The 12,585-nt window shown below is 35.3% G+C and carries 11 protein-coding genes and 1 pseudogene; 10 read left to right on the top strand and 2 right to left on the bottom strand.

The annotated features are described in order from the left end of the window. Positions 1–232 precede the first annotated feature (232 nt). The 5 genes from VE009_RS08720 to VE009_RS08735 all read left to right on the top strand — a co-directional run bounded on the left by VE009_RS08720 (position 233) and on the right by VE009_RS08735 (position 6,033). Positions 233–1,237 (top strand): hypothetical protein, encoded by a 1,005-nt coding sequence (locus tag VE009_RS08720; protein WP_325007003.1) that lies wholly within the window; start codon positions 233–235, stop codon positions 1,235–1,237. A 569-nt stretch (positions 1,238–1,806) separates the two neighbouring features. Then, complete coding sequence (locus VE009_RS27215) at positions 1,807–2,250, top strand: transposase (protein WP_414694806.1); 444 nt, start codon at positions 1,807–1,809, stop codon at positions 2,248–2,250. A gap of 32 nt (positions 2,251–2,282) precedes the next feature. Continuing rightward, the gene (locus VE009_RS08725) at positions 2,283–3,521 is read left to right on the top strand and encodes a glycosyltransferase (RefSeq protein WP_325007004.1); all 1,239 of its coding nucleotides are present in this window, start codon (positions 2,283–2,285) and stop codon (positions 3,519–3,521) included. Positions 3,522–3,570: 49 nt separating this feature from the next. Continuing rightward, positions 3,571–4,794: a hypothetical protein gene (locus tag VE009_RS08730; protein WP_325007005.1), complete on the top strand. Its 1,224-nt coding sequence runs from the start codon at positions 3,571–3,573 to the stop codon at positions 4,792–4,794. A gap of 63 nt (positions 4,795–4,857) precedes the next feature. Further along, the gene (locus VE009_RS08735) at positions 4,858–6,033 is read left to right on the top strand and encodes a glycosyltransferase (RefSeq protein ID WP_325007006.1); all 1,176 of its coding nucleotides are present in this window, start codon (positions 4,858–4,860) and stop codon (positions 6,031–6,033) included. A 380-nt stretch (positions 6,034–6,413) separates the two neighbouring features. Here VE009_RS08735 and VE009_RS27220 read toward each other — a convergent pair whose 3' ends face one another. Together VE009_RS27220 and VE009_RS08740 are read right to left on the bottom strand one after the other, a co-directional pair. Then, entirely contained in the window at positions 6,414–6,617 is a 204-nt protein-coding gene (locus VE009_RS27220; protein WP_414694807.1) for a transposase, read from the bottom strand. Positions 6,618–6,694: 77 nt separating this feature from the next. Continuing rightward, entirely contained in the window at positions 6,695–6,901 is a 207-nt protein-coding gene (locus VE009_RS08740; protein WP_325007007.1) for a hypothetical protein, read from the bottom strand. A gap of 430 nt (positions 6,902–7,331) precedes the next feature. On the opposite strand from VE009_RS08740, the gene VE009_RS08745 reads away from it, so the two are divergent. The 5 genes and pseudogenes from VE009_RS08745 to glf all read left to right on the top strand — a co-directional run bounded on the left by VE009_RS08745 (position 7,332) and on the right by glf (position 12,540). Further along, positions 7,332–7,628 (top strand): hypothetical protein, encoded by a 297-nt coding sequence (locus VE009_RS08745; RefSeq protein ID WP_325007008.1) that lies wholly within the window; start codon positions 7,332–7,334, stop codon positions 7,626–7,628. A gap of 325 nt (positions 7,629–7,953) precedes the next feature. After that, positions 7,954–8,274: pseudogene (locus VE009_RS27225) on the top strand (ATP-binding protein); the annotation flags it as partial. Between the two features lie 622 nt (positions 8,275–8,896). Next, positions 8,897–10,408 (top strand): hypothetical protein, encoded by a 1,512-nt coding sequence (locus tag VE009_RS08755; RefSeq protein WP_325007009.1) that lies wholly within the window; start codon positions 8,897–8,899, stop codon positions 10,406–10,408. 15 nt (positions 10,409–10,423) lie between these two features. After that, positions 10,424–11,389, top strand: a complete 966-nt coding sequence (locus VE009_RS08760) for a glycosyltransferase family 8 protein (RefSeq protein ID WP_325007010.1) — start codon at positions 10,424–10,426, stop codon at positions 11,387–11,389. Positions 11,390–11,415: 26 nt separating this feature from the next. Beyond that, positions 11,416–12,540 carry a UDP-galactopyranose mutase gene (gene glf / locus VE009_RS08765; protein ID WP_325007011.1) on the top strand — a complete coding sequence of 375 codons (1,125 nt, stop codon included), beginning with the start codon at positions 11,416–11,418 and terminating at the stop codon, positions 12,538–12,540. Positions 12,541–12,585: the final 45 nt, after the last annotated feature.

The raw sequence follows: 12,585 nt of genomic DNA on the forward strand, positions 1-12,585 counted from the left end.
TGTATATATTACCTATTGTAATATCTCAAATTATAACCTTTCTATGGTTATTTCACCATATTTAGTAGTTATTTTTTCGTTCGTATTCTTTTTAAGAACCCGCCATAAGCCGCACCATTTAATATTAAGTTTTTTTATATTCATTTCAAACCTAAGTATAGTAGTTTCAGAGTATTTTTATAGTGGATTAGTTACAACTCATACATTTGCAAAAAACGAAGAAACATATAGCGTGTTGATTAACATATTGCTTTTGTTTATCGCTGTTATAGCTATTTTTTATAAAAGTAATAAATCTAGTTATGAAAATATAATCCAATTAAAGATTAAAGATAATAATATTATTTTTACTATAATGGTGTGCTTATTATTATTTATAGTAATTACTGGTATAAATAATAGAGGTAGTTTTGATGGTTATAGAGTAGCAATTACATCATATTATAGCTATGGATTAATTGCTATTTTAATTGGTTATGCTAATACAGGGAATTCTATTATTAAAAAAAACATTTTATACTTTTTAGCTTCTCTCTATGTCATTCAGGATTTAATTTATGGCGGAAGAAAAACATTATTTGAACTTGCAGTTTTGATGATAATATTAAAATTTGGTAATAAAATTAAACCCTTAAAAGTATTATTATTTGGGTTAGTTGGCTATGTTTTATATACAGCTGTAGGGGTTTATAGAAGCCATTATGATATTAATATGGTGAGTTTTGATTCAGTACTACAAGTATTAATCGGTAGAAAGTTTGTCTTTGATACACCAGTAGGAGCATACTATGCTTCTGCAACACATGTTTATGCATCTTCAATAATGGACTTTAGTTTCAAAATAAGATCATTTATTGATTTTGTTTTACAGATTATATTTGGTGGTTCTTCTACTGGAATAGGTACATTATCTGCATATATCTCTCGGAATCTTACAGGTAATATGGGTGGAGGGATACTACCTACTCACTTCTTTTTTTGGTTCGGTTGGTTGGGTGTAGTTTTAATAGCATCAATTATTACATTATTGCTTAATCTTTCTCTAAATAATGAGTATAAAAAATACTTGTCATTAGTCTTTACATGTAGTATTACTAACTGGTATTTATACACACCTTTAGTTTTGTTTAGAATGGATATTTTTGCTGTAACAGTAATATACTTTATGACAGTATTTGTTAGTCAGGTTTTTTCTAAAAATCAAATAAGTTCAGTCAAACCATCTGTTAAGTATTAAATAATACTATTTAAATTGATCAAAAGATGACGTACATTAGTTTGTGTAACCAGAAGATGGAGTGTTAACAGACACGAAAAAGGTAGGGTACTCTCGGAAATGTAAATATCTACGAGAGGAAATACCCTACCAAGAATCAAAGTATACACAACTCCGACTTTCTTTAGCAAATGCTGTACTGGTTTTCGTTAAAGACAAGCTTGAGTGTTGCAAATGCGGGCAGAACCTCGCAACTTTCTCACCGTGGAAACCCGGAAACAAACAACACCCGTAACGGCTATTATACCCGGACGTTTGAAACGCAGTTTGGAAAGACCGGCGACCTTCGTGCCCCCGGGATCGCCAAGGCGAGTTCCAAAACGAACTGTTCGAGCCATACCAACTTCGCGACCACAAGTAACATTACAATACGGTACTGCAAGACGTTAATACTGGCAAAGCCAACCGCTTAAGAAGCGCTATTCCGTTCTTTACATTGACGACGGCATTCATTTCAGCTTGCGTCGCGATACCGTGGCGAGCGTTTATATTTATGTTGTTATGGCCACGACGAAGACGGCTACCGACAAATCCACGGCTTCCGCGTTGGAGGTAACGAGAGCGCTCACGGTTGGAAAGAGTTCCTCCAAGAGCTATACCAGCGCGGTGCAAGAGAAATCCTTCTTGGAGTATTCGAAGGCCTAGTCGGACTCGAGGAAGCCTTCCATAGCGTGTACTTGAAAGCCGATGTACAGCGTTGCCTCGTGCACAGATGCGTATTACGTTTCCCAAGATTCGAGTCTGAGGTAAAGGTCGAGTTCATGGGCGATTTTAAAAACGTGTACAATGAACTGTGCTACGAGGAAGCTGTTCGTCAGTTCCAAGCCGTAGAACTGAAATTGTCGAAGCAGTACCCCCGTCTTCCAGCGAGCAGATTTACCGGTACTGCTCACCTTCTAAAAGTATCCGGCAGACATCTGGAAATCGATTTACACCACCAATGCTATCGAACGAACGGTGAAGGAAATCCGTAAGCGACTTTAGTTGTGACGGACTACAACGATCGATGGAGCAAATGGATCATCCGTGGCTTCGGCATGGAAGAGACCAAGACAGTATTCGTATCAATGTACAGCAAGAGGTGCGGGGGCTAAGGAACTGCCCCCGCGCCTTCGCTTGGGCTATACCCGCCAATAAACTAATTTCCACAGAGTCCCTGAATTTTGGATACACAAACTTATTGACGCTACCGATCAACATTAATAGAGGGGGAAGGGATAGGTTGTCCGGAAAAATAGTTATAAATAATAATCAAATATCTAGTGATATTTTAATTAGTGTAATAATGAGTGTATATAATGAAAAAGAATCTGAGCTAAAACTAGCTATAGAGTCTATTCTTAATCAAACATTTAAAATGTTTGAGTTTATCATTATTTTGGATAATCCTACAAATAAGAGTGTTTTAAGATTGTTAAAACACTATAGTATGTATGATAAAAGAATTAATGTATTAGTTAATAAAAAAAATTTAGGACTTGCAAATAGTTTAAACAAAGGGATTAAAATTGCTAAAGGTAAGTATATAGCAAGGATGGACGCAGACGATATATCGGTTTTAAACCGACTTGAAAAACAATTTAACTTCTTAGAAGATAATAAAAATTATGATGTCGTTGCGACAGATAGACTGGATATTAATGAAAGTGGGGAACTGATAGATACAAGTTATTTAGTTGTAAATAGTTTTGATGACATCAAATCAATTCTTCCATTCGGATCAGTAATTACCCACCCTAGCGTACTAATGAGAAAAAGCTTTATCTTATCAATGAATGGCTATAGGAATTTTAAAGCTGCACAAGATTATGATTTATGGCTTAGACTTATAACCTCAGGATATAAAGTTAAAGTTTTACCCGATAAACTTATTTATTACCGTATAAGGAATAGTGGTATTTCTCTAAGTAACCCATATAAGAGGTATTTATATAGTAAGTATGCAAGAAAATTATATTTACAACGAAGAAAAAGTGGGCAGGATGACTATTCTGAAGATAATTTAAGTGAATTTCTATTGCGAAAAAAGTTCTTTAATCAAGATTATACTGATCGTTATAATAAGGCCTACAATTATTTATTTCTAGGTGTAAATAAAATAAAAAAACGAGAGGTAATTAAAGGTATAACTATGATTATATTTGCATTATTTATGCATCGAGAAATGTTTGAAACCTTATATTTAGCATCAAAATTTAGTGCAAAATTAAAAGATATTAGCGCCCATTCTATAAAGAAAAATTGATCCGTTATTTCGTCCATAATAATGGAGTGAATAAAAGGGAGCCCAATTAATGAAAAGAACAGTATTAAGAATTTTAACTTTAATATTTGGTAAGAAGCACTTGCACTATCTTATTAGTACTTTATTAAGAGTGTTACATCACCAAAAAGAAAAAATAAAGTTAAATGATAAAGTTTTATCGTTGGAAAATTTTTCTGTTGACGGATACGATTGCTTTTTTGGATATTATGATTTAAGTTCTATAAATGAAAAAAAGGATAAACTATTAAGTATTGCTGTTGATAAGTCTAAAGAAGGTAAAGTTGGATTCTTTAATATCTTAACTAAGGAGTTTAATCAGATAGCTACAACTAATGCATGGAACTGGCAAATGGGGAGTCGACTTAGATGGTTTGAGGATGATAGAAGTGTTTTATTTAATGATTATATTGATGGGCAATTTGTATCAAGAGTTTGTGAACTAGATGGTACAGAAGTTAAGCGTTTTGATTATCCTTTATTTGATATTGATCACTCTAAATCTTATGGATATTATACAGATTTTTCAATACTTGATTATTTAAGAAACGGTTATGGTTATTCGAATAAGAACATTAATTTCAAACAGTATTATAATACAAATAATAATGGTCTTTTTCAAGTTAACCTAAGTACTGGGAAGTCTACATTACTTATTTCCGTAGATGACATAGTTAATCATAAATCTAATGAAACAATGGAAAGTTGTTACCATTACTTTAATCATATCTCTGTTAATCCTTATAGTGGTGTAATAATGTTCTTTCATATTTGGACAGACTATAAGCTATCTGACTGGAAGTGTAGGATGGTGCTAGTTAAAAATGATGGCGAATTAATCAATATTATAGGTGATTTTGATAAAGTTTCGCATTATACGTGGAAGAATGAAACTGAAATATTGGCTACAGTAGTATCGAAAGGGAAGGTTGAATACAGGTTGTATAACATAAATAAAATCAATCCAATTCATATAAATGAGAGGCTTAATACCGATGGTCACCCAACCTATATTGACAATGATACTTTTATCACGGATACATATCCAAATAAGTTTTCTATGCAAAAATTACTGTGGTGTAATGAAAAAGATCTGACAGACCAGTTACTAGAAATATACCATCAACCTAAAAAAATTAATGCGCTCAGATGTGATTTACATCCAAGATACAAAGATGGACTAGTTAATTTCGATAGTAATGTGCATGGAAGACGTAGTCAATTTTTAATAACAATAGATAAAAATAATAATTAAGATGTTATCATTTTACTAAACTCAAATGTTAATTATTTTGAAATTGATAGGAGAGAGGATTAAATGAATCATATAATATTCGGGGGAAGTTTGGATATCAGGAAGGGTGGAAGTGCAGGGTATTTAGCTAATTTAAAAGTTGGACTAGATAATATAAATGCTACTGAAACTACAATTATATCAAATCAGAATACAAATACTACTAAAATCCCAAGCGGAGCAAAAAGTAGATTTTCACCTCAGAATCTTGACAGTAGAGTAAGGGATTTTTACGAAGCATTCTTTGTGTTCAATTATTTCAGAAGACAAAAACATTTAGATAGATTAACTTCTAATATTACCATTAAAAATGAGGATAAATTACACTTTCATAATATATTTGATTACTACTACTCTGAAAAAAGATTTATGAGTAATAAGAAATATTTAACTACCCACACACCTGAGAGTATAGCTATAGAATATACAAATCGACTTAAAGGACAACATGATACTGAATATGATTTTCATATAATAAAAAATAAAATTAGGAAGATTGAAAAGAAAGTATTACAAAATTGCAAAAATTTTATATACCCTTCTAAAGAGTCACTTGAACCATACTATGAAACGATACCTGATTTTGATAAGTTTATAGATGGGAAAAACATACATTTTAACATGACTGGTTGCAAGGAATTAAAATATAAGACAGATAAAAAAACATTTTTAAAACTGAATAATATCGAGGAAGATGCTTTTATTGTGTCCTTTGTAGGAAGACATAATAAAGTAAAAGGTTATGACGTATTTTGTGAGGCTTTTAATAGAATAAATAAAATAGATAAAAAAATTATATTTATATCCGCAGGTAAAGGGGACATAGATTCACCATCTAATAAACAATTCATTGATTTGGGTTGGACGGATGACCCGGGATCGCTAATTAATGCTTCTGATGTATTTGTATTACCTAATAATCGAACCTTTTTTGACTTAATATTGCTAGAGGTTCTTTCTTTGGGGAAAGCTGTTATTGCTTCCAAAACAGGAGGTAATAAAACAATAGCCCAACTCGAAAATACTGGGCTTGATTTATTTGAAAAGGGAGATATAGATGAGTTAGTTAAAAAGTTAATCCACTATAAAGAAAATAAAAATAAATTAGATGAAATGGGTAAATTTAATAGAGAGCTTTATTTGAAATATTTCACTCTAGAGAAATTTGCCGAAAGATATCAAAAAATTTTAGGAACCTAATACCTAAACAAATATTCCACAAGTAGAGCATTTTATTATTCTAATCTGCTTTACAAAAAAAGGTAGTGTTAAGAAGTATGTGTAAGGAGTTGTAGGAAATCCATCAGTACGTTGGATTCGCCAATTAGATTTAACTTTCTGAACTTTGATCTTGTGGAGAACGTAGCCGAAGCGAAACGCGGGGTTGGTTTTTTATTTCAACACCTCTGGGCGTTTGAAGGATGCGTTCCCCAAACACAATCAGTTTGTTCTTCGCGACAGGATCACTGTAACCCGAATTGAACGGTTTGCAGAACGTTCGTTGTAGTGGATAGAGTCGAAATATACAATTATCTTCAGCAGCATCTATGTTCGTTAAGCTGTTCATTAGCTTGAGGCAATTACAATTTCTTTGTCACCCGCTCTATCGGGTTCGAGGTGTGTATTCCATCATTGACTGTCGCTGGGGACTTGTTAAACGTAAGATAAGCAGTGTACTGCTCTTCCCACGACTTGATTTCCTTGGGGTACAGCTTATTCGTCTTGGCTTTTACTGTGATGTACGCAGCAAATGCTAAGTCGTGCTCATGCGAGTTGTTATCTATTTCAGATTATCCATGAAGTCGGCCTTGTGCTAGGATTTCGGGCAGAAGAGCTACAAAAGTTAATACCGCGAAAGCCTTTACGTGAAGCTTAAGCGCAGCAGCACGCTCGAGCTGGACTGGCGACCGGCGAAGCCCGAGTAGACTTTGGCGAAACAGATTTCTACGACGCTAGCGGGGAAAAACGGATGTACAAGTTCCTCTGAGTCAGCTCTTCCTACAGCAATACCGGTTAAGTGCAGCTCTTCGGCGGAGAAACGGCAGAATGCGTCGCCCATGGCCTGCAAGATTTGTTCCACCGCATCGGTGGCGTTCCGACGCGTCTCATCTTCGATAACGCCGGCGACGTAGGCCAACGCGTCAACGAGAACGTGCGGATGGCGGAGGTGTTTCTGCGTTTGAACGCATTACGCTTACAAATTAGGTACTGCAATCCTTACGCCGGTCACGAGAAAGGCAACGTGGTGAACAAGGTCGGCTACATGCGGCGGAACCTGTTCGTCCCTTTGCCGACCGTAACCGACGCGAGCACTACAAGAAAGGCATCTCCTGACCAAACACTATGAAGACGACAAGAAGACGTTCCTTTACCAGCCCAAGTATCCCTTCGCTGCCTGCCGCTACATGCGTGTAAAGACCGACGGCTACGACAAGTTCTTAATTTAAAGCAAACACTTCTACTCCTCCTCGCAGGAACGGGCCGGACGGGAACTGATCGTGCGGATCGGTGCTCACACGGTCGAGCCGTTGGCGCTTAATGGCGATCCAATTAATACACACATTCGCGTATTCTGCAAGCAACACCGACAACGTCGATATGTGGACGACTGGGGGTACGACTTCGACACGGCCATTCAGGCAATGGAGCAAGCGGTGGAGCTCGGACGGCTGACGAGTGCGAACAGCAACGTGCTTGCTGTTAGGCTGTCTAGTTTCGATCCGGAGGAAGGCAGCAGCGTTAATCTGGGCATCTACGGCAGTTTGCTTGAGCATGTGGAAGGTGCATTGCAATGATCCTGATCCGCGAACGCGAGACGCTCTGAAGATTTCCGCTTCCTGCAAGAAGCTCGTGCTTAGCCAACGTGCGGTAACGCTATGCGAGACGGAAGCTACGCCCAAGCAAGAGGAGTTTCCACACCGTGTGCTCGCCGGAAAATTAAAAGCCGGGAACGAAGCCGCCGCAGCCGACTCATGAGTCGGGCCGGATTTACAAGACGCTCGACGGCTATGATCGGCATAACGTGAAACTGCCATCGTCGCTGCAATGGAGTGATTTGGCGGAAGGTACCTTCATTCAGGGCTGTCGTAACCTCGTGCTTTATGGCCCACCGGAAAGACGCACCTTGCGATTGCGATAGGGATCCGCGCGTGCGAACTCGGCATGACCGTAAAATTTAACACCGTGGCCGAACTTGTGATGCGACTGGCCGAAGCAAAAAGGGCAGGCACGCTCGAGGGGCTCATGATCGAGATTCAATAGACCCAGCTGCTCATTCTGGGCGAATGGGGATATATCCGTGTCTACAAGGAGGAAGTCTCGCAGTTACTCTTCCGCGTCATTGCCGACAGTTACGAGAGCCGTAGCCTTGTCATCACCACCAATCTCGATTTCTCCAAGTGGGGCTCCGTCTTTACCGACGACAGATGGCCGCGGCTATGATCGACCGGTTGGTGCTCGCCATCTGCTCGTATTTGAAGAAGAAAGTTACCGGATAAAGCATGCACTGATGAAAGAACGCTAGGAGGCGACTTTGTTGATCCGACAAGAGGATAGCGATAGTCTCGCTGAAATGGAAGCAGCCATTGAGCGCTTGCGAGAAGAGAACCGGTAACCGAAAGAGCAAAGCGACGCTCTCGGACAAGGAAATTTAGTACTGTACCGAACGCTCATAGGATCAAATTATTGAAGCCAAAACCGAAGAAAAATACCCACGAGAATGGTGGGGAAAAATGCACGATTTTTTCGGGGGAATTTTGTTTGACGAAATACAGCGGTCAGGAAAGTTCCAACGGTACCTTTACCGTCGTGGTGCGCAAGAGGTACTGCTGGTGTGTTCGCTAGGCTGCCAGGGTTGAACGACGCCTATCGATTGAAGTATCCGAAGGCTGATGTACAGTAACCGCCTCTTCCAACCATCCGTCTGGTAGTCATCGAGCAGGGTTCTTTTTTTGGTGACGTCACAGCAATCCCTAGAAGAATATTATACTCTTTTGTGATTGAATAGGCCAAACTTTGATACGAAAGCAATTTTACGTCATCAAAAAAGAAGGACAATGTAGTCATGAGAGCAAAAAAAGCGTTATATTGTACTATTACATCTTTCGCGTTTCAATTTTTGGCAATTATAGTTGGTTTTATACAACCTAGAATCCTAATTGAAGTGTATGGCTCTTCGACAAATGGACTAGTAATGGCAATTGCACAGTTTATTAGATATTTTAGTGTATTAGAGTTAGGATTGGCTGGTGCAGTTATATATAAACTTTATAAGCCATTAGAAGTTGAGGATAACAATGATATTAATAAAATATTGTCATCAACTAAACATTATTATTGGAGAATTGGAATTGTTTATTCAACTTTAGTGATTGGCTTTTCTTCTATATATCCTTTTATTATAAATGCAGAAGAGATTCCAAAAATTACTGTATTTTTGTTAGTATTAATTGTGGGTTGTTCAGGTTCAATTGAATTCTTTTTGTTATCAAAATATCGCGTTTTATTAGTAGCAGATCAAAGAAGTTATGTTATCAATTTAGTTTCAATATTAGTTTTAATCATAAATTCAATAATTATAATTGGTATGGCATTATTAGATTTTAATATTGCATTAGTGCAGTCAACAGCTCTTTCAACTTACTTCATAAGGTTTGCAATAATTTATTTTTATATTAAGAGAAAATATCCAAATGTTAATTATAATTTTAAGGGGCATTATATATCATTTGATAATAGGAACGATGTCTTGATAATGCAAGTGGCCGGACTTTTAATTTGGAACAGTCCATTTTTTATTATTTCAATACTTATAGGAGTAACTGAAGTAAGTATATACGCAATTTATAACTTGGTTTTTAGTGGACTTGATGGAGTATTAAGTTCATTAAATAATGGATTACAGGCTGGTTTTGGCAGGTTGTTAGCTACCCAAAAAAGAAATATTTTTATAAAAGCATATAAAGAATATGAATTAATAAGTTTCACCATTTCTAGCTGGATGTTTTCATGTTCGGCAATTTTAATTCTGCCATTTATAAATGTATATACTAAGGGAATAACAGATGCCAATTATATTAATCCCATTCTAGCATTTTTATTTGTTATTACGTATTTTGTCGGAAAAGGTCTTACAATGCCTTACATGACAATAGTTAATTCTGCTGGCTTATTTAAAGAGGTAAGTAAACCACTCCTAATTACAAGTATAACTAGTATTTTACTCTCGATATTATTTGCGATGTTATATAGAATTGAAGGGATATTAGTTATAACATTTTTTACTGTAACTATTGTTCTCGTGATATTCATAAAAGTTGCTACCACTAAAGTAACAGAAATAGCTATAAGGGCAACTATTTTTAATATTTTAAAAACATTGTCGATCAGTATTATAGGTATAGTAACATTTGATTATATATGTCCATTAGATATATCTAACTATAAAGATTGGGTAATCACGGCGATAATAGCAACATTTTGGATAGGGTTTGTGTTAATTGTTGGAAACCTTCTATTAAATAGAACGGCTTTTTTAGAAGTATTAAAGAGAGTGAAAGCCGTTATGAAAAAATAAGGAGATACGGTGCTGATGCATATCGCAATGGCGAGTGATGATAATTATGTGCAGCATATGGCGGTTGCTATATGTTCTGTATTGGAAAATAATAAAGATACAAATTTGGTCACTTTTCATATTTTGGATAATGGCATTCGTATAGAAAATAAAAAAAGATTATTAAATTTGGTGAATTCATACAAAAGAGAAATTGTCTTTTATGACTTCAGTAATATGGAGGAGAAATTTGGGTTTATAGCTGAATTATCCGAACCTCCATTGCCAATTGTTACTTATGCTAGAATTTTTTTGCCTGAGATTTTACCAAAAAATATATGTAAAGTACTTTATATGGATGTTGATATGGTTTGTGCAGGGTCATTAAAAGAATTATGGAATACTGAATTTAAAGGGAATTTAATAGCAGGAGTTCTAGACACAGCACCACCGGACACAAAACTAAAAGTAGGTTTAGATAAGGATAGTGTTTACGTTAATGCTGGGATGCTAATGATTAATATAGAGCAATGGCGTAGGGAGGAAATAACAAAACAATTAGTAGAATTTATTGAATTACATAAAGGTAAGGTTTTCCATAATGATCAAGGGACAATTAACGGAATTATGTCAAATAGAACATTAGTATTACATCCAAGATATAATGTTTTAACAACCTATTTTATGATATCTTATAAAAAAATGGTAAAAAGATTTAAGTTAGAAAAGTTTTATAGCCCTGGTGAAATAAGGGGTGCTATCGAAAGACCGATTATTATACATTTTGTTGTATTTACTACGACTCGCCCATGGGAAGAGAATTGCAGACATCCTAAACAATCATTATACAAGTATTATCTTAATATGACTGAATGGAAAAATGAAAAGTTAAAAAAGGACAAACGGTCTATTAAAAATAGAATGGTCCATCTTCTTTATGAGAAAACTCCAATTTTTTTATATGATAACATTTTAAAATTGTATCAAAAAATCAAGAATTAGATAAATAGAAAGGAAAGGAAATGAATATGAAAAGCAAATATGATTTCCTCATTGTTGGAGCAGGTTTATTTGGTGCAACTTTTGCTTTTGAGGCAAATAAACGTGGGAAAAAATGTTTGGTCATTGATCGAAGAAATCATATCGGTGGGAATGTTTACTGTGAAAATATTGAAGGAATAAATGTTCACAAGTATGGTGCACATATATTTCATACAAATAGTAAGGAAATTTGGGAATACGTAAATCAATTTGCAGAATTTAATAGATATACGAATTCCCCGATAGCTAATTATAAGGGAGAGATTTTCAATCTTCCATTTAATATGAATACCTTTAATAAACTTTGGGGGGTAGTTACCCCCAAGGAAGCAATGGATAAAATTAACGAACAGAGAGCCGAAGCTGGTATAATAGAACCTAAAAATTTAGAGGAACAAGCTATATCATTAGTTGGCACAGATATTTATGAAAAGTTGATTAAGGGCTATACTGAAAAACAATGGGGAAGAAGTGCTAGTGAGTTGCCTGCATTTATAATTAAGAGATTACCGGTAAGGTTTAATTATGATAATAATTATTTTAATGATAAATATCAAGGTATACCGGAAGGTGGATATAATAAAATTATTGAGAAAATGTTGGAAGGTATTGATGTAAAACTTAATATTGATTTCTTTAGAGAAAGAAATGATCTAGAAACTCAGGCCGAGAAGATTGTATTTACAGGAATGATAGATGAATTCTTTAATTATCAGTTTGGAAAATTGGAATATAGAAGCTTGCAATTTGAAAATGAAATTCATCAAACGGACAATTATCAGGGGAATGCAGTTGTTAATTATACTGATAGCAAAACACCTTACACACGAATAATAGAGCATAAACATTTTGAATTTGGTACACAAGATAAAACAGTTATTACTAAAGAATATCCAGTTGAATGGGCTCCTGGTGATGAACCATACTACCCAATTAACAATGATAAAAATAACCTGATTTACAAAAAGTATAGAGAGTTATCAGAGAAACAAAATAATATTATCTTTGGTGGTAGACTAGCTACGTACAAATATTATGATATGCACCAAGTAATTGGAGCTGCCCTTAAAGCAGTTGAAAAAGAATTTGATACTTCTTTACTTAATGAATAGTTTAGATTTAAGAGAAAACTATTTTCCATAACACCCCTACGAGTT

The organism is Paenibacillus sp. (genome assembly GCF_035645195.1).
GTDB lineage: Bacteria > Bacillota > Bacilli > Paenibacillales > YIM-B00363 > Paenibacillus_AE.

Excerpts from the sequence above, each read along its gene's own strand:
- VE009_RS08725 (WP_325007004.1), top strand. The coding sequence starts at position 2,283 with ATGGAGCAAATGGATCATCCGTGGCTTCGGCATGGAAGAGACCAAGAC.
- VE009_RS08730 (WP_325007005.1), top strand. The coding sequence starts at position 3,571 with ATGAAAAGAACAGTATTAAGAATTTTAACTTTAATATTTGGTAAGAAG.
- VE009_RS08735 (WP_325007006.1), top strand. The coding sequence starts at position 4,858 with ATGAATCATATAATATTCGGGGGAAGTTTGGATATCAGGAAGGGTGGA.
- VE009_RS08755 (WP_325007009.1), top strand. The coding sequence starts at position 8,897 with ATGAGAGCAAAAAAAGCGTTATATTGTACTATTACATCTTTCGCGTTT.
- VE009_RS08760 (WP_325007010.1), top strand. The coding sequence starts at position 10,424 with ATGCATATCGCAATGGCGAGTGATGATAATTATGTGCAGCATATGGCG.
- glf (WP_325007011.1), top strand. The coding sequence starts at position 11,416 with ATGAAAAGCAAATATGATTTCCTCATTGTTGGAGCAGGTTTATTTGGT.